This is a genomic window from Luteibacter sp., from assembly GCF_009912395.1.
Taxonomy (GTDB): domain Bacteria; phylum Pseudomonadota; class Gammaproteobacteria; order Xanthomonadales; family Rhodanobacteraceae; genus Luteibacter.
In genome coordinates this window covers 56101-72642 of record NZ_WNDO01000003.1, presented here as the reverse complement: position 1 = coordinate 72642, position 16542 = coordinate 56101, and the positions used below count along the sequence as shown (strand labels likewise).

14 protein-coding genes are annotated in these 16542 nt (G+C 65.8%); 8 read left to right on the top strand and 6 right to left on the bottom strand.

Going from position 1 to position 16542, the window contains the following annotated elements; translation table 11 throughout:
* Nucleotides 1-71: 71 nt before the first annotated feature.
* Nucleotides 72-767, top strand: a complete 696-nt coding sequence (locus tag GAK28_RS04635) for a GNAT family N-acetyltransferase (RefSeq protein ID WP_291775710.1) — start codon at nucleotides 72-74, stop codon at nucleotides 765-767.
* Nucleotides 768-776: 9 nt separating this feature from the next.
* On the opposite strand, the gene GAK28_RS04630 is transcribed toward GAK28_RS04635, so the two are convergent.
* Nucleotides 777-1667 (bottom strand): LysR family transcriptional regulator, encoded by an 891-nt coding sequence (locus GAK28_RS04630; protein WP_291775708.1) that lies wholly within the window; start codon nucleotides 1665-1667, stop codon nucleotides 777-779.
* Nucleotides 1668-1765: 98 nt separating this feature from the next.
* Between GAK28_RS04630 and GAK28_RS04625 the strand changes: the two genes are divergently transcribed.
* The 3 genes from GAK28_RS04625 to GAK28_RS04615 all read left to right on the top strand — a co-directional run bounded on the left by GAK28_RS04625 (nucleotide 1766) and on the right by GAK28_RS04615 (nucleotide 8248).
* Nucleotides 1766-3184, top strand: coding sequence for an aldehyde dehydrogenase family protein (locus GAK28_RS04625; protein ID WP_291775706.1), 1419 nt, complete (start codon nucleotides 1766-1768; stop codon nucleotides 3182-3184).
* A gap of 944 nt (nucleotides 3185-4128) precedes the next feature.
* Nucleotides 4129-6357 carry a DUF5916 domain-containing protein gene (locus tag GAK28_RS04620; protein ID WP_291775705.1) on the top strand — a complete coding sequence of 743 codons (2229 nt, stop codon included), beginning with the start codon at nucleotides 4129-4131 and terminating at the stop codon, nucleotides 6355-6357.
* A 73-nt stretch (nucleotides 6358-6430) separates the two neighbouring features.
* The gene (locus GAK28_RS04615; protein ID WP_291775703.1) at nucleotides 6431-8248 is read left to right on the top strand and encodes a glycoside hydrolase family 15 protein; all 1818 of its coding nucleotides are present in this window, start codon (nucleotides 6431-6433) and stop codon (nucleotides 8246-8248) included.
* Between the two features lie 27 nt (nucleotides 8249-8275).
* Here GAK28_RS04615 and GAK28_RS04610 read toward each other — a convergent pair whose 3' ends face one another.
* The 3 genes from GAK28_RS04610 to GAK28_RS04600 form a co-directional block, all read right to left on the bottom strand.
* Complete coding sequence (locus GAK28_RS04610) at nucleotides 8276-9466, bottom strand: DUF1501 domain-containing protein (protein ID WP_291775701.1); 1191 nt, start codon at nucleotides 9464-9466, stop codon at nucleotides 8276-8278.
* 8 nt (nucleotides 9467-9474) lie between these two features.
* The gene (locus tag GAK28_RS04605) at nucleotides 9475-10983 is read right to left on the bottom strand and encodes a DUF1800 domain-containing protein (RefSeq protein ID WP_291775699.1); all 1509 of its coding nucleotides are present in this window, start codon (nucleotides 10981-10983) and stop codon (nucleotides 9475-9477) included.
* Nucleotides 10984-11119: 136 nt separating this feature from the next.
* Nucleotides 11120-11416, bottom strand: coding sequence for a hypothetical protein (locus GAK28_RS04600; protein ID WP_291775694.1), 297 nt, complete (start codon nucleotides 11414-11416; stop codon nucleotides 11120-11122).
* Between the two features lie 100 nt (nucleotides 11417-11516).
* On the opposite strand from GAK28_RS04600, the gene GAK28_RS04595 reads away from it, so the two are divergent.
* Nucleotides 11517-12113: a class I SAM-dependent methyltransferase gene (locus GAK28_RS04595; RefSeq protein ID WP_291775691.1), complete on the top strand. Its 597-nt coding sequence runs from the start codon at nucleotides 11517-11519 to the stop codon at nucleotides 12111-12113.
* Here the strand turns inward: GAK28_RS04595 and GAK28_RS04590 are convergent.
* Nucleotides 12110-12883, bottom strand: a complete 774-nt coding sequence (locus tag GAK28_RS04590; protein WP_291775688.1) for a CPBP family intramembrane glutamic endopeptidase — start codon at nucleotides 12881-12883, stop codon at nucleotides 12110-12112. The genes GAK28_RS04595 and GAK28_RS04590 overlap by 4 nt on opposite strands.
* Before the next feature lie 120 nt (nucleotides 12884-13003).
* Here GAK28_RS04590 and GAK28_RS04585 point away from each other — a divergent pair, with 120 nt between their 5' ends.
* Nucleotides 13004-14575, top strand: coding sequence for a TerC family protein (locus GAK28_RS04585; RefSeq protein WP_291775686.1), 1572 nt, complete (start codon nucleotides 13004-13006; stop codon nucleotides 14573-14575).
* A gap of 64 nt (nucleotides 14576-14639) precedes the next feature.
* On the opposite strand, the gene GAK28_RS04580 is transcribed toward GAK28_RS04585, so the two are convergent.
* Nucleotides 14640-15086: an MAPEG family protein gene (locus GAK28_RS04580; RefSeq protein WP_291775683.1), complete on the bottom strand. Its 447-nt coding sequence runs from the start codon at nucleotides 15084-15086 to the stop codon at nucleotides 14640-14642.
* 104 nt (nucleotides 15087-15190) lie between these two features.
* Here GAK28_RS04580 and GAK28_RS04575 point away from each other — a divergent pair, with 104 nt between their 5' ends.
* Together GAK28_RS04575 and GAK28_RS04570 are read left to right on the top strand one after the other, a co-directional pair.
* Nucleotides 15191-16060, top strand: coding sequence for a neutral zinc metallopeptidase (locus GAK28_RS04575; protein ID WP_291775680.1), 870 nt, complete (start codon nucleotides 15191-15193; stop codon nucleotides 16058-16060).
* Between the two features lie 4 nt (nucleotides 16061-16064).
* Nucleotides 16065-16409, top strand: coding sequence for a YkgJ family cysteine cluster protein (locus GAK28_RS04570; RefSeq protein ID WP_291775677.1), 345 nt, complete (start codon nucleotides 16065-16067; stop codon nucleotides 16407-16409).
* The last annotated feature ends 133 nt before the right edge of the window (nucleotides 16410-16542 follow it).

Here is a 16542-nt window from a genome sequence, read left to right as displayed (position 1 = left end):
CGTTATCAGAGCCGGTTGAGATCTGCGCGGGTACCCCTCAGATGGGGAGAAGGTCTTTCGAAGGGAGTGGCATGGATACCTCTTTACTCGATAACCCGTTGTGGCATTCCTTGCGTGGCGGTCATGCGGACTTGGCCCGTCATGCGGGCGATGCGCTCTGGTATGGCGCCAGCTATGCGCCCTTCGTGGCGGTGGCCAGTGCCGACGCGAAAGTGCAGGACGATGTGCGCCTGGCAGGACGTCGATACTTCCTGGGCGTGGCGCCGGAGGCGATGCCGGAGCGGTGGCGTCGCGTGCCGCTCGACGCGTATCACGCGGTTCCGGCCACGCTGCAACTCGTGCGATCGCTGGACGAATCGGCGCCCTCCACGCGCGAAACGGTAGTTTTGCTCGGGCCGGAGCACCGAGAGCGCATGCGTGCGCTCACGCGCATGGTGTATCCGGAATTCTTCCGTGAACACACGGCGGAACTGGGCACGTACGTCGGCATCCTGCACGAGAACCGGCTGATCGCGATGGCTGGCGAGCGGATGGTGGTTCCCGGTGCGCGCGAGATCAGCGCCGTCTGCACGCACCCCGACTTCGCTGGGCGTGGCTTGGCGAAGGCCTTGCTCACCGATTTGGTGAACCGGCATCGCGAGCAGGGCCTGGTGTCCTTCCTGCATGTCTCCGACGGCAACGCCGGGGCGACACGGCTGTACGAAAAGCTCGGCTTTCATCGCCGCACGATGTTAACGCTCACGGCGATCGACATCGATGCACCGTAGAACGCGTTCCTACACGGCGCTTTCGCGGATAAGTTCGACGAGCGCGCGCAGGGCCGCCGGTACGTGGCGACGACCGGGGTAGTAGAGGCATAGCGGGTCGAACGGTGGCGTCCAGTCCTCCAGTACGCGCTCCAGCGATCCATCGGCCAGCGCATCGACCACGTCGAATTCGCTCAGGTATACCAGCCCCAGGCCGGCCTTCGCCGCGGCGAGCATCAGGCGTGGATCGTCGAGGGTGAGGCCGCCGTCCACATCGACGGTGACCGGTTGGCCGTGACGCTCGAACTCCCACCGATAGACATGGCCCGTGCTCATGCGCGCACGGATACCCCTGTGGTGCGACAGGTCGTCGGGGGTACGCGGGCGCCCATGCCGGGTGAAGTAGCCCGGCGTACCGACCACGGCGAAGCGGATCGGCGGCCCGAGAGGGACAGCGATCATGTCGCCGGGCACCATGTCCTGGGTGCGGAATCCCGCGTCGAAGCCTTCCCGGACGATGTCGATCAGCCGGTCGTCCGTGATCAGCTCCACGTGCACATCGGGGTAGCGGTGCATGTAGGGGATCAGCAGCGGCTCCATGATCCGCAGGGCCGCGCCGCCGGACGCATTGAGGCGGAGGGTGCCGCTGGGGGTTTCCTCGGCGTTCTTGGCCCGGTCCATGGCCGTGTGGAGGCCTTGCAGGGCAGGGGCCAGGTCGGCGACGAAACGCTCGCCCGTCGGCGTGAGGCGGACACTGCGGGTCGTGCGGTGGAAAATCCGTGCGCCCAGGCGGCTTTCCAGCGTCGCCACAGCCTGACTGACGGCCGAGGTGGACAGGTCCAGCTCACCGGCGGCGGCCCGAAAGCTGCCCAGGCGAGCGACGGCGAGGACGGCTTCCAGTTCGGTCAGTCCGCTGCGCATTGTCCGCTTTTACTTAATAGGTCATTCGTTGTTGTCCAGCTTATCAGGTCAATGAAGGGGCTACATCCTGTGGGGCACATCCCTGCAGGAGTTCCTCCATGATTTCGATCGACACCATTTATATCGACGGTGCCTTCGTCACGCCGCACGGCACCGAGCGTTTCGACCTGTTCAATCCGGCGACGGAAGAAGTCCTCGGCAGCGTCCGCCTGGCCGACGCGGAAGATGCACGCATGGCGATCGCGGCGGCGAAGCGGGCTTTCGCCACGTTCTCACGCAGCTCGGTGGCCGAGCGGATCGACCTGCTCCGACGTATGCACACCGCCGTCGCGGCCCGCGCCGACGACCTGCTTGAGGCCGTGGTGAAGGAATACGGTGCGCCCTCGTCGCGTGCCCACTGGATGACCGACCATGCCGCGAGCGTGTTCCTCGATGCGATCGACGCGCTGGAGCATTACGAATTCACGCGACAGTTGGGCAAGGCGACGGTGGTCATGCAACCGGTCGGTGTCACCGAGCTTATCACGCCGTGGAACAGCAACGCGGGCTTCATCTGCGGCAAGCTCGCCACCGCCATCGCGGCGGGTTGCACCGCCGTCATCAAGCCCAGCGAGATGAGTGCGTGGCAGACGCGTATCGTCACCGAGGCGTTGCATGCGGCCGGTGCGCCGGCGGGCGTGTTCAACATCGTGACAGGGCGCGGCGACGTGGTGGGGGCGGAAATGGTCACTAGTCCCGACGTCGCGAAGATATCGTTTACCGGTTCCACCGTGGTGGGCAAGGGTATCGTCCGCGCGTCGGCGGATACGTTGAAACGCGTGACCCTGGAACTGGGCGGGAAGTCGCCTACGCTGATCCTCGACGATGCGGATTTCGATGTGGCCGTGCCGCTTGCGCTCAATGCGGGCTTCGCCAACAGCGGCCAGGCCTGCATCGCCGGTACGCGTATCCTGGTTCCTCGTGCGCGGCTGGCGGATTTCGAAGCGCGCGCCGCGGCGCTGGCGAATGCGATGGTGTCGGGCGATCCGTCCCATGCGGAAACGCAGATCGGGCCGATGGTCAGCCAGCGCCAGTGGGAGCGCGTACAGGGTTACATCCGCAAGGGTATCGACGAGGGCGCGCGCCTGCTGGCCGGTGGCGAAGGGCGTCCCGACGGCGTGGATAAAGGTTGGCTGGTGAAGCCGACGCTGTTCACCGATGTGCGCAACGACATGACCATCGCCCGCGAGGAAATCTTCGGCCCGGTGCTTTCGATCATCGCGTACGACGACGAAGAGCAGGCCATCGCCATCGCTAACGATACGCCGTATGGCTTGCAAGCCTATGTCGTGTCCGCCGACGCGGAGCGCGCGCGTCGCGTGGCTTCGCGCATCGATGCGGGTCGTGTGCTGGTGAATACCTTGAGCCATGAGCCGAAGGCTCCGTTCGGCGGTTTCAAGCAGTCGGGGCTGGGACGGGAGTACGGGGTGTTCGGGCTGGAGGCATACCTGGAACCGAAAGCCCTGCTGGGGCTCTGAGCCCAGCCGTCGTTCCAGCGTTGGCTCGAACGACGGATCGCCAGCCTTGTCGTTCCTGTGCAAACAGGAACCCAGCGCCCCGGTTCGCCAGCACCGCGAGGGCGCCACATCGGCTTTGGCGTAGGAGGCCGCGAGGCGACAACCGACCGCCCCGCGCTGGGTTCCAGCGTGCGCTGGAACGACGGATCGCGAGCTCGTCGTTCCAGGAGCCCAGCGCCCCGGTTTGCCAGCATGGCGGGGGCGCTGCATCGGCTTTACGTAGGAGGCCGCGAGGCGACAACCGGTCGCCCCGCGCTGGGTTCCAGCGTGCGCTGGAACGACGGATCGCGAGCTCGTCGTTCCTGTGAAAACAGGAACCCAGCGCCTCGGTTTGCCAGCACGGCAAGGGCGCTGCATCGGCTTTACGTAGGAGGCCGCAAGGCGACAACCGATTGCCTCGCGCTGGGTTCCAGCGTTCGCTGGAACGACGGATCGCGAGCTCGTCGTTCCTGTGCAAACAGGAACCCAGCGCCCCGGTTTGCCAGCACGGCAAGGGCGCTGCATCGGCTTTACGTAGGAGGTCGCGAGACGACAACCGATTGCCTCGTGCTGGGTTCCAGCGTGCGCTGGAACGACGGATCGCGAGCTCGTCGTTCCTGTGCAAACAGGAACCCAGCGCCCCGGTTTGCCAGCACTGCAAGGGCGCTGCATCGGCTTTACGTAGGAGGTCGCGAGGCGACAACCGATTGCCTCGCGCTGGGTTCCAGCGTTCGCTGGAACGACGATCTCCCAGCCTCGTCGTTCCTGTGCAAACAGGAACCCAGCGCCTCGGTTTACCAGCACCGCGAAGGCGTCGCATCGGCTTTTGCGTAGGAGGCCGTGCGCAGGCATAGGCCGATAGTCATGGGTAACCCTTTCGCGCGGGGGCGCATCCATTCCCGCAAGTTGTCACGATTGGGGATCCCATGCGCCGTCGCTTCATCCTGTTCCTCGCGCTTTGCTTCGCCTCGGCTTCCGCCGTGGCGGAGGTGAAGATCGACGGCCATATTGATCCCGCGGAATGGGCCGGGGCGCAGCACATCACGGATTTTCATGTGACCCAGCCATGGACCGGCAAGGCGGCCAGCCAGCCGATCGACGCCTGGGTGCTGTCCACGCCCAAGGGGCTGGCCGTGGCGATCCGGGTTACCCAGCCGGCCGGCATTCCCCGTTCGAAGCAGCAGGCTCGCCGCGACGAGGATGCGCGCGTCGACCGCGTGAACGTGATGGTGGACTTCGACGCCGATGGCCGCGTGGGCTACGACTTCGAGGTGAAGTCGCAAGGTGGCATCGCGGACGAGGTCATCACCAACGAGAACGACTTCAGCTACGACTGGGATGGCATCTGGGAGCATGCGACCAGCGAGGACGCGGAAGGCTACTCCGTCGAGATCCTCATCCCCTGGTACATCGCACCGATGCGCAAGGCGTCGGGCAACACGCGCACCATCGGTCTCTACATCGACCGGATCATCGCCGCCACCGGCGAGCGTGCCGCATGGCCCACCGTCTCGTTCGATCGCGGTCGCTTCCTGTCCAGCTTCCAAAAACTGGAAGTGCCGGCGTACTCCCAGTCGCTGTTCGCGGTGACCCCGTACCTGGTGGCACGTACCGATCGCGCCCATGGCGGCACCTCGTTCCAGCAGGGCGCGGACATCCTTTGGAAGCCGAACGGTCAGACCCAGGTCACGGCGACGATCAATCCCGACTTCGGTCAGGTGGAAAGCGACGACCTAGTCGTGAATTTCTCGCCGACGGAGACCTTCTTCACCGACAAGCGTCCGTTCTTCACCGAGAATCAGGGCATCTTCGATTTCAGCCTGCTCGACGATTACTCCCAGCTCGTCTACACGCGTCGCGTCGGCGGTGCCGCCGACGATGGTCGTGGGTCGGCCGATATCTCCGCGGCGGTCAAGGTGAACGGCAGTGTCGGGTCCACCAGCTACGGCATCCTGACTGCTCAGGAGAAGGGCGACGCAGGGCGAACCTTCGGTGCCCTGCGCATCGTGCAGAACCTGGGCACGCAGACCCTCGGCTTGCTCGCCACGCGGGTCAATCATCCCTATCTCAACCGCGACGCCAACGTGCTGGGCATTGACCACCGCTGGCAGCCGAACGCATCGTTCACCATCACCAGCAACGTGGTGGGCAGCAAGATCGACCAGCGCGGTGCCGACAGTTCAGGTCTTGGCGCCACCAGCATCGCGTACTGGGAAATGAACGACCGCTGGAGCCAGCAGTGGCTCGGCATGTACTTCGGCAAGCGCCTGAACATCGACGACTTTGGCTACCTGCCGCGCAACGACATGGAGTACCTGCACTGGGAGGTGCGCTACCGCGATACGCAGCTCCCGGCCGACTCCGCCTACGCCTCGCACCTGTGGCGCTTCCGTGTCTCCCAGCAGGACAACACGGAAAATCGCCTGATCAACCGTCGTTTCCGCATCATGCGCGACAGCCAGCGTCGGGACGGTGGTGCGGAATGGTGGCGCCTGGACATGTTCACGGCTGCCTATGACGACCTGCTGACGCGGGGCAACAACCCGCTACGGACCAAGCCCACGGCGCGCCTGAAGTGGCAGCGCGAACAGCCGCGCTCCGGCCGCTGGAGTTGGACCACCGAAGGCTCGATTTCGGGCAACCAGCTCACCGGCCTGCGTCGTCTCGGCTACTACTTCAAGTTCACGCCGACCTATTTCATCACCGACGGCTTCAGCATCTTCGCTGGCGCCAGCTACGAGTGGGACCCGAACTGGCTCATCTGGCAGCACGACAACCTCGTCGGCAGCTTCGACGGGCGCACCATCGGCATCGACAGCGGCCTGAACTGGAACTTCGGCAACCGCCACGAGCTGCGGGTGAAGCTCCAGACCCTCGCCGTGGCCGCCCGGATGCGCCAGGCCTATGAGATCTCGCCGACGGGTCGCGCCGTCGCCAGCAACGAGGCGGTGGACGACCTGGGCGTCGCCAACCTGGGCTTCCAGATTCGTTATCGCTACGAGATCGCGCCCCTGTCGAACCTGTACATCGTGTACAACCGGGGCGGTTATCGTGAGGACACCAACGATGACCTGGATGGCCAGTTCCGTCGGGGCTTCGCCCTGAAGGACGTCAACGAGGCCCTGGTGAAGGTGGCCTACCGCATGGAATTCTGAGCGTCCTATCGGCGCTGCCTTCACGTCCGCCATGGCATTGCTATCCGTACGGTCCCCACCGATGGAGAAGCGCGTGCCGAACCGCGAAAACCCCATGCCCGGCCGGCGTATCGGCGAGCACGGCATCGTCGGCAACCTGGATACCGCCGCCCTGGTCGCCACGGACGGCTGCATCGACTACCTGTGCTGGCCTCACCTGGACAGCCCGACGATCTTCGCCGCCCTACTCGACCCGGACGAGGGCGGCGAGTTCTCGGTGGAGCCTGCGCTGGACGAGCCCCGCCGCATGCAGCTCTACGTGCCGGAGACCAACGTCCTCATCACGCGCTGGATGTCCGAAGAGGGCAGCGTCGAGATGACCGACTTCATGCCGCACCCGGATATCCAGTCCCGCGCGCCGCGAAGCCTCGTCCGCTGTATTCGCGTCTTACGCGGCAAGATCGATATCCATGTCCGTTGTCGTCCGCGACTGGACTACGCCCGCGCCGTGCCCGAGGTCGAGGCGTACGGCGACTCCGTCGTCTTCCACACGCATGCGCAGTCGGTGCGATTGGGGGCGAACGTGCCACTACGCATCGGAGAGGGCGAGGCGGATGCGCGTTTCCCGCTGGAGCCGGGCAAGGAGGTCTGGTTCGTGTTGTGCGACGAGGAGATCGAGCCGCTGGACGTTCGCGAATGCGCCGCAGCCCTTCGCGATACGGCCGAGGCCTGGCGTCGCTGGATGCGCAAGTCCTCCTATCGAGGGCGTTGGCGCGAGAAGGTGGATCGCTCCGCCCTCGTGCTGAAGTTGCTCACGTCGCATCGGCATGGCTCCATCGCGGCGGCCGCCACCTTTGGCCTGCCGGAAGCGACGGGCGCGGAACGCAACTGGGACTACCGCGCGACCTGGATCCGCGATGCCTCGTTCACCGTGTATGCCTTCATGCGGATGGGCTACGTGGAAGAGGCAGAGCATTTCCGCCAATGGTCGGAGGCACGGATCATGGCGCTCGCCAAGGATTCCGCACTGCGCATCATGTACGCGCTGGACGGCAGCGAAGCGGAGGACGAAGCAACCCTCGACCATCTCGCCGGCTATGCAGGATCGAAGCCGGTACGCATCGGCAACGCCGCCCGTTCGCAGACCCAGCTCGACATCTTCGGCGAGCTGATGGACAGCATTTACCTATCGAACAAGTACGGCACGGCGATCAGCCATGCCGGCTGGCAGCACGTGCGGCGCATGGTCGATCACGTGTCGCGCCATTGGGGCGACGCGGACGAAGGGATCTGGGAGATTCGCGACAAGCCGCGGCATTTCCTGCATTCGCGCCTGATGTGCTGGGTGGCGCTGGATCGCACGGTGCGCCTGGCGGGCAAGCGGTCGCTGCCCGGGCCGATCGTCGAGTGGGCCGCCGAACGCGACCGCATCGCCGAAGATATCTGGGAGAACTTCCGCCATCCCGAACACGGTTACTTCGTGCAGACCAAGGGCGGCACCGACCTCGACGCCTCACTGCTGATGATGCCGCTGGTGCGCTTCGTCTCCGCCACCGACCCGGTCTGGCTGGACACGCTGGACGCTATCCGCGACCAGCTCACCGACGACGGCCTGGTCTTCCGCTACCTAAATGCCGATGGCCTGAAGGGCGGCGAGGGCGCGTTCACCACCTGCACGTTTTGGTATGTGGAATGCCTGGCTCGTGCGGGTCGCTTGCACGAGGCGCGCGAGATCATGGCGCGTGGCGTGCTCTATGCGAACCACCTCGGCCTGTTCTCCGAGGAGCTGAGCCTGCGTGGCGAACCGCTGGGCAATTTCCCGCAGGCGCTCACGCACCTCGCTTTCATCAGCGCGGCGTATTACCTCGACCGGCAGCTATCGCATCCTGAGGGGCAGGTCTGGCAGCCCTAAGCGTAGCGATCGCGCGCAAGCGCGCTCCTACACCAGTTGAAGGTCGCGTGGCTTGGCGTTCGGGAAGACCTTGGTCAGGTCGGCCGACGACAGGCCGTACATGCGTTGCATCATGCCGCCCAGGACGTCGCGGTAGTTGTTGAGCACCGGGTAGTCGCGGTTCTGCAGCAGGCTGCCCGCGTTGATGGCCACCTGCTGGCCGGCGATGCGGCCGCCGTGGACCTTGCCACCGAGCACCCAGTAGGTGGTGCCGTGGCCGTGGTCGGTGCCCTTGTTGCCGTTTTCGCGGAAGGTACGGCCGAACTCGGAGACGACGACCACCACGGTGTTGTTCCACTCGGCCTCGCCCAGGCCATCGGCGAAGGCCGCGAGGCCCTGCCCGAGGTTGTCGAGGTTGTTGGCGAGCTGGCCTTCGGCGCCGCCCTGGTTCACATGGGTGTCCCAGCCGCCGACATCCACGAAGCCGAGGCGGAAGCGATCGCGCATCAGTGTCGCCATGCGCTGGCCCTGTTGCGCGAAACCGCGCGCGTTCACCGCGCCGCGACTGGCGGCGACCATTTCGTTCTGGAGGTCCTGGGCCACTTCCTGGCGCAATTGCAGGCCATCGGTGGCGGCCGCTTGCAGTGGCGTGCCCGCGTACATGCTGGCGAGGATCTTCGACTGGCGATCGTCGAATACGGCCTTGCCGCCGCCCTTCAGCGAGACGTTGGGTACATCGCCTGCGCCGCGGAACGACAGGGGCAGGGCATCGGTGAAGGCGATCGGCGTCGAACCGCGCAGTACGTCCGCGAGGCGGCCCATGAAGCCCGATGCGTAGCTGCGCGCTTCACCGGCTTCGCCGGACTCGATGTTGTCCTGCGTTTCGAAATGGCTACGCGAAAGATCGTCGGTGCCGGCGAAGGGGATGAAGGCGAGCTGGCGCTTGTCCCACAGCGGCCCCATCGAATTGGCGAGCACGGGCGCGAGGCCCCAGTGGGCATCGAGCGCGCGTACCGACTTGGGATTGGAGGGATCCGGCTTTGCCAGCGCGATGCTGGGCCGCGACTCGTAATAGAAGTCGCTGGCGTACGGCACGAGCATGTTGTTCGCGTCGTAGCCTCCACGCAGGAATACGAGCAGGAAGCGCGGCGTGTTCGCCGGGGCGGCGAAGACCTTGCCCCCGAGCGTGAGGGCAGGAACGGTGGCGGCGAGGGCGAGGAGGAACTGGCGGCGATCCATGGCTGGCCTCAGCGGTAGTTGAACTCGGGGGAGGAGAGCAGGAAGGTGTTCCATTCCTGCTGCGAGGTGGCTTGCGACAGCGCGTCGCGCGTCTTCTGGCCGAGCAGGGGATCGAGCGTGGCGTAGTAGGTCGGGGTGGTTAGCTGGGGAAAGCCGCCGCGCTGGCGCTTGCCTTCCTCGTCGAGATCGAACAGGTGGTTGGCGCCACTGCCGATCGAGCGGGCGATCTCGAAACGCTTGGCCATCTGCCCGGAACTGGACCATTCCACGTCGGCCACGGGCCAGCCATCGGGCGTGATGCGACCGTACGGCGCCTGGCCGAGCTGGTTGATCCAGTTCACCAGCGGACGCGGATTGGTGACGGGCTTGCCGTCGTAAGCGACACGCATGGTGGACACCAGGAACTGGGTGGGATCCTTGTAGCGCCTGCCCAGCGACGCGGCGAATTCCTTTGAGGTCAGCATCGTCTTCATCACTTCCGCGATATCGCCATCGCTGCGGCGGAAGGTCTTCGCCATGGCCTTGATCAGCTCCGGCGGCGGGTTGTCGGATACGAAGTACTTCGCCAGCTTGGTGGAAATGAACGTCGCGCAGGCCGGCTGGCTCACGATCAGGTCCACGGCCTTCTCGACTTCGTCGAAGCCGCCGCCCTTGATCGTCTTGCCCAGCAGTTCCTTGTCGCCGAAGTCGTGGCGGTTCGGGTTGAACTCGAAGACGCCTTCCTGCAGGTAATACGGCTGGAGGTCCTTGCGGAACTTGCGAGGCTGGCCGTCGAAGTTGACGCCCACGCCGGTGAGGATGCGTGCGAGGTTCTGCACGTCGGCCTGCGAATAGCCGCTGTTGACGCCGAGCGTATGCAGTTCCATCAGCTCGCGCGCGTAGTTCTCGTTGATCTTGTCTCGGGCGTTCTGGGCGTTGTCCAGGTATTCCAGCATGGCGGGGCTTTTCAGCGTCGCCATGACCAGATCGCGGAACTTGCCCAGCGCGTGCGGACGTACGGTGTTCTGTGCGTAGTCGGCCACCAGCCAGCGCACGCGGCCCTTGTCCTTGAACACGCTGAAATGGTTGAGCCAGAACCACACCATCTGCTCGCGCAACTGGTTTTCGTCGTAGATCGCGTAGAGCAGTTCGGTGGCCTGGGCCTCCTGCGCATACTCGTTGCCTTGCTTCTGCAAGGCCTGGCGTGCCGCCTGCTTGGCGTCGCCGTCGGGCATCTGGTTGATGTCGCGATACTGGTCGCGCATCTGCGCCATCATCGTGGCAGGCGGCGTCTTCATCACGTCGAAGCCGGCGATCTGCTGGCGGATCTCGGCCGGAAGGCCGTCGTCGCGCGGGTGCAACTGGTGATCGAGGAAGCGTCGCTTGCCCAGGTCGCGGAAGCTCGCGACCGTGGCGGTGTCGATGCCGAACGTTACCCGGTCCAGCCAGGCGACATCGTCCTTCGACAGGGGCTCATCCGCGGCGAGCGCGGGGAGGGGCAGCAGGGCGATCAGTAACGCGGCGGCGAGCGGGCGCATGGGACCTCCGTGGAAGGCGCGACGCCACCTTAAACGGAGTCCGGGGTGCGAGGTTTACTTTTGGCTGACCGTTGGAACTTGCGATTCGGGTGGTATCGCGCGCAAGCGCGCTCCTACAGGAGCTGGCCGTAGGAGGTCAGTTTTTGAATTCGTCTTCGTCGACGAACTCGATCGTCGCCTCGCGGCTGCCGGCAGCCTCCTCAGCGACCTCGCGCACGCGCTCCAGGCGATTCTTCGGTGCCTCCACCTCGACCGTGAACGCACGCGAACTCATGTCGTCGGAGAGGTTCTGCGAGCTGGAGTCGTCACGGAAATCGCTCATGAAGTCGTCGATCTCCTCGACACGCTCCACCCGGTCGATACCGTGGAGGGCATTGACCACGTCGTCGAAGATGTCGCGGTCGCCGGTAATGCGCAGGCGGATGAGGGGCATGGGAGTCTCCTTGCATCGATAGCGCACGATGCTGCGACGGGTCATGTATGCCCGAGGTGTACGCCCGGCTAACATGGCGGTTTTCACGGGGCGGCTCGCCATGTCCAAGACCTACGATCAGGCCTATTTCGACAAGTGGTATCGCAGCGCTGGGCATGCGGTGCGTTCGCCGGCGGAGCTGCGCCGCAAGGTGGCCATGGTGGTGGGGCAGGCCGAGTTCTACCTCGGGCATCCCATCCGCAACGTGCTCGATGTGGGCTGCGGCGAAGCGCCTTGGCGCGCCGAGTTGCGGCGCCTGCGTCCGGGCGTCGTCTACCAGGGGCTGGAGGCCAGCGAGTACGCCGTGGCCCGTTATGGCCGTAGCCGCAACATCGGTTACGCCCGTTTCGGCCAGTTGGCCGAGCTGCGTTTCGATACCCGCTTCGACCTGATCGTCTGCACGGACGTACTGCATTACCTGAAGCCGGCCGAGATCCGCGCCGGTCTCACCGGCATCGGCGAGATGCTTGAGGGATTGGCTTTTCTTGAGGTGTATACCCGCGAGGACGATCCCGGCGGCGATCGCGAGGGCTTCCATGCGCGGCCTGCCCGCTGGTACCGGGGCGCCTTCTCCGACGTGGGCCTGCTACCCGTCGGTTCGCAGTGCTATGCCGGGCCGCGACTGGCCCGTCAGGTGGCGGCGCTGGAGACGATCTAGCCGGTGAACCAGCCCAGCGTCGCCAGCGAGTTGTTGACCGCGTGGGCGACGAAGGCGGGCCAGATCGAGCCGCTTCGTACGCGCAGCCAGGCGCAGATCAGTCCGATGAGGGCCAGGTTCGGCACCGCATACCAGAGCCAGGCCAGGTCGGGCAGGTGGACCAGCCCGAAGATCGTCGCGGAAATACCTATGGTCCAGCCGTCGCCCAACCGGTGGCGCAGCACGGCGAGCAGGGCACCGCGAAAGAGCGTCTCCTCCACCAGCGGACCGACCAGGACCACCGCGGGTAGCAAGGCGAAACGCATGCCGATATGGGCCTTGCCGGCGATTTCGCTCACCGACTGGCTCACCTCGTGGTTGCCGGCCAGGAACTGGGTAAGCAGGCCGCCAACGATGGGGGCGGCAAGGCCCAGGCCCGTGGCGATGGCGATGTACTTGCCCTGTGGCGGAGTGAAGCCCAGGCCCAGCGCGCCGCCGTCCAGGCTGCGCGGGCCCCAGCGCCTGACCAGCAGGGCGGTGGTGACCCCCGCGGCACACAGCAGCGTAAGGATCACGACCACGATCAGGCGATCCGGATAGGCGGGCACCTGGTCGGGGTAGTGCTGGGTGATGAATTGCGAGATAAGCCCGAACAGCGCTCCGAAACCGAGCTGCAGAACGAAATACGCGATGATGCAGGCGATCGTCTCGAGCAGGCCGGGCGCGCGGGCCGGCAGCGGCGACGGTTCGACAGGAAGGGCGACGGCGGCAGGGGCGGTATCGTGAGGCATGGCGCACCCTAGCCGACGGCGCGACGGCGGCGCAATGGCGCTTGCGGCACAGACCGTCACGCGGGGCCTGTATAGTGTCACGTCCCTTAAGGAGGAAAACGGGCGCCAACGCGCCTACCCATGTTCGCATTCGACTGGCTAGCCAACCCTTCCGCCTGGGCGGGACTCCTCACGCTGATCGTGTTGGAGATCGTTCTCGGTATCGACAACCTCGTCTTCGTCGCGATCCTCGCCGACAAGCTCCCCGCCCGCCAGCGCGACCACGCGCGCCTAGTGGGTCTTGGCCTCGCGCTGCTCATGCGCCTGGGCCTGCTGGCCGCCATGTCCTGGCTGGTCACCCTCACCAAGCCCCTGTTCGAGTGGAACGGCTTCGGCCTGTCGTGGCGCGACCTGATCCTAGTGATCGGCGGCGCCTTCCTCCTGTTCAAGGCCACGCTGGAACTACACGAACGGCTCGAGGCCGACGACGACCACGACGGCAAGGGCGCCCGCCGCGGCAGCTTCTGGCTTACCGTGCTGCAGATCGTGATCCTCGACGCGGTGTTCTCGCTCGACTCGGTGATCACGGCCGTGGGCATGGTCGATCACCTGTCGATCATGATGATCGGCGTGGTGATCGCCATGGCCTTGATGATCACCGCCAGCAAGCCGCTCACCGCCTTCGTCAACGCCCGTCCGACGGTGGTGATCCTCTGCCTGTCGTTCCTGCTGATGATCGGTTTCAGCCTGATCGCCGAGGGCTTCGGCTTCCATATCCCGAAGGGCTACCTGTACGCCGCGATCGGCTTCTCGATCATGATCGAGGTGTTCAACCAGACGATGCGTCGCAACCGTCGCCGCTCCCTGCTGGTGGGCGGCCGCACCATGCGCGACCGCACCGCCAAGGCTGTGCTGCGCCTGCTGGGCGGCACGCCGGAAGACGAGGTGGACGGCAACGGCAAGGGCAACGCGCCGACCGAGACCGCCGAGATGGCGGTGTTCGGCAAGGACGAGCTGGAGATGGTGCAGGGCGTGCTCGACCTGTCCCAGCGTCCCGTGCGGTCGATCATGACGCCGCGGACCGAGATCGTCTGGATCGATCCGTCCGACGAACTGGGCAACCTGCTGGAAGAAGCGCGGGAATCTTCGCACCACTGGATGCTGGTCGCCAACGGCGACCTCGACGAACTGGTGGGCGTGGTGTCCTCGCGCGACCTGCTGGCCAGCCTGAGTGACAATGGCCGCCTGCACGAGTCGGTAGTGCGCAAGCCGATCACGGTGCTGGAGTCACTGAGCGTGCTCCGCCTCATCGACGAATTCCGCCGTGCCTCCCTGCAGGTGGCCCTTGTGGTCGACGAATACGGCAGCATCCTCGGCCTGGTGACCCCGGCCGACGTGCTGGAGACCATCGCAGGGGAATTCCCCGACGAGACCCGCGAAGGCGATCCCTCGGCGGTCAGCGAGCCGGACGGTGCCTGGTTGCTGGACGCCAGCCTCGACGCGCGCCGCGTGGAGCACCTGTTGGGCCATCGCCTGCCGGGCGCTGGGGAGGGCAACTTCTCCACGCTGGCCGGCTTCGTGCTGCAGCGGTTGGGTCGCCTGCCGGGCGTGGGCGATCGCTTCGACAGCGGTGCCCTCTCGTTCGAGGTGACGGCGATGGATGGGGCGCGCATCCAGCGCGTACGCGTTCTGGCGCTGCCGACGGACGAGTAAAGCGTTAAGGGTGAGCCGCCTGCCTCAACAGGCCGACGGCTCACGTTTCCTAGGGCGAGGGTCCTCAGCTCTGCCCGTCGCCGCTGGCGTCTTCCGCCTGGGCGGCGTTGGCCGAGCTGTTCTCCATGATGGCCATGCCCATGCCACCGGCCGCCATCAGCATGAGGGCACCCCAGGCCACCATCGAGACGATGTAGCCGGGGCCGCGGCGGGTCGGGTCGCGCAGGTAGGCCACGGCGTACCAGACGCGGCCGACAAGCCAGACCATGCCGGCGATGCCGGCCCAGAGGGGGTCCACGTACTGGGCGGCGAGCCACAGGGCCGGGATGAACATCACGGCGTTTTCCAGCGTGTTCATCTGCACGCGCCAGGCACGCTCGAACTGCGGGTCGCCCGAGATGGAGGGCGCCTTGATGCCATAGCGTTCACGCGCCTTGCCTACGATAAACACCGTGTAGAACATCAGCAGTAGGGTAAGCAGGGTGACGACGGCGGGGAGCTGACTGGTCATGAACTGATCCGTGGTACGACGACAGCGCGGGAGTTTACCGGCAACCGTCCATGCGATCATGCCGACCGTGTCTCGTGGGGACATGCCGGGAGGAGGGAAAGGCGATGCTCTGGCAGAAAGGACGTAGAAGCGACAACGTGGAAGACGCCGGCGAAGGCGGTGGCGGCGGCCCTTCGTTCGGCGGCGGTCGTGGGCTCGGGATCGGCGGCATCATCATCCTGGCGATCCTCGGCGCGGTCTTCTACAAGGACCCCACCGCACTTCTGGGCCAGGCGGAGCAGGGCGCTCCGGCGCCGCAGCGGACCCAGGCCACCCGGCCGGCGGAGGCGACCGACCCGCAGGTGGATTTCGTTCGCGCCATCCTCGGCGAGACCGAGGACACCTGGGGCGAGATCTTCGCCGCCAACGGCCAGCGCTACGAGCAGCCGCACCTGGTGCTGTTCCGGGGCGGGGTGCGAACCGCCTGCGGTTCGGCGTCCTCGGCGGTGGGGCCGTTCTATTGTCCCGGCGACCGCAAGGTCTATCTCGATCTCGGTTTCTTCCAGGAAATGCAGCGTCGCTTCCATGAATCGGGCGATTTCGCCCGTGCCTATGTGATTGCGCACGAGGTGGGCCACCACGTGCAGAACCTCGTGGGCGTCTTCGCCAAGGTGGACGAGGCCCGCCGCCGCGGTGCCCGCATGGAAGGGGCCAACGGCCTGTCGGTGCGCCAGGAACTGCAGGCCGATTGCTTCGCGGGCGTGTGGGCCAACCATTCGCAGCAGCGCCAGCAGTGGCTCCAGGCGGGCGATATCGAATCGGCATTGCACGCGGCCACGGCGATCGGCGACGATGCGCTGCAAGAGCAGGCGCAGGGCAGGGTGGTGCCCGATTCGTTCACCCATGGTACCTCCGCCCAGCGCGTGCGCTGGTTCAAGACCGGTTTCCAGACCGGCGACATCGGCAAGTGCAACACCTTCTCAGGTTCGATCTGACCGTATGACCCACCCTTGCTTGCGCTGCGGCGCTTGCTGCGCGACCTATCGCGTCGCCTTCCATTGGATGGAAACCGACGAGGCCGGGGGCATCACCCCTGCCTCGCTCACCGAACACCTCGACCCGCACCGGGTCAACATGCATGGCACCAACCAGAAGGAACCGCGCTGCCGCTCGCTGGTCGGCGAGGTAGGCGTGGCTGCGCATTGCGGCATCTACGCGGTGCGGCCCTCGCCGTGCCACGACCTGAAGCCGGCGTGGGAAGACGGGGTCACCCCGAGCCCGCAATGCGACAAGGCGCGCGTGCGGCATGGGATGGCGCCATTGACCCCGGCGGATTTCGGTTGACGGTGTAGAGCCGTAGCGAACGCCTGGCGATAACCTGCCGCCCGGCGCTGGGTTCCCGCTTTCGCGGGAACGACGAGTGTCGACTTGGGTGGTACGCAACAATCCGACGCCACCATCTGCGCAAGCACGCCTA

What these genes read in the sequence shown, in the direction of transcription:
- GAK28_RS04635 (WP_291775710.1), top strand. Translation starts at nt 72, where the DNA reads ATGGATACCTCTTTACTCGATAACCCGTTGTGGCATTCCTTGCGTGGC.
- GAK28_RS04630 (WP_291775708.1), bottom strand. Translation starts at nt 1,667, where the DNA reads ATGCGCAGCGGACTGACCGAACTGGAAGCCGTCCTCGCCGTCGCTCGC.
- GAK28_RS04625 (WP_291775706.1), top strand. Translation starts at nt 1,766, where the DNA reads ATGATTTCGATCGACACCATTTATATCGACGGTGCCTTCGTCACGCCG.
- GAK28_RS04620 (WP_291775705.1), top strand. Translation starts at nt 4,129, where the DNA reads ATGCGCCGTCGCTTCATCCTGTTCCTCGCGCTTTGCTTCGCCTCGGCT.
- GAK28_RS04610 (WP_291775701.1), bottom strand. Translation starts at nt 9,466, where the DNA reads ATGGATCGCCGCCAGTTCCTCCTCGCCCTCGCCGCCACCGTTCCTGCC.
- GAK28_RS04605 (WP_291775699.1), bottom strand. Translation starts at nt 10,983, where the DNA reads ATGCGCCCGCTCGCCGCCGCGTTACTGATCGCCCTGCTGCCCCTCCCC.
- GAK28_RS04600 (WP_291775694.1), bottom strand. Translation starts at nt 11,416, where the DNA reads ATGCCCCTCATCCGCCTGCGCATTACCGGCGACCGCGACATCTTCGAC.
- GAK28_RS04595 (WP_291775691.1), top strand. Translation starts at nt 11,517, where the DNA reads ATGTCCAAGACCTACGATCAGGCCTATTTCGACAAGTGGTATCGCAGC.
- GAK28_RS04590 (WP_291775688.1), bottom strand. Translation starts at nt 12,883, where the DNA reads ATGCCTCACGATACCGCCCCTGCCGCCGTCGCCCTTCCTGTCGAACCG.
- GAK28_RS04585 (WP_291775686.1), top strand. Translation starts at nt 13,004, where the DNA reads ATGTTCGCATTCGACTGGCTAGCCAACCCTTCCGCCTGGGCGGGACTC.
- GAK28_RS04580 (WP_291775683.1), bottom strand. Translation starts at nt 15,086, where the DNA reads ATGACCAGTCAGCTCCCCGCCGTCGTCACCCTGCTTACCCTACTGCTG.
- GAK28_RS04575 (WP_291775680.1), top strand. Translation starts at nt 15,191, where the DNA reads ATGCTCTGGCAGAAAGGACGTAGAAGCGACAACGTGGAAGACGCCGGC.
- GAK28_RS04570 (WP_291775677.1), top strand. Translation starts at nt 16,065, where the DNA reads ATGACCCACCCTTGCTTGCGCTGCGGCGCTTGCTGCGCGACCTATCGC.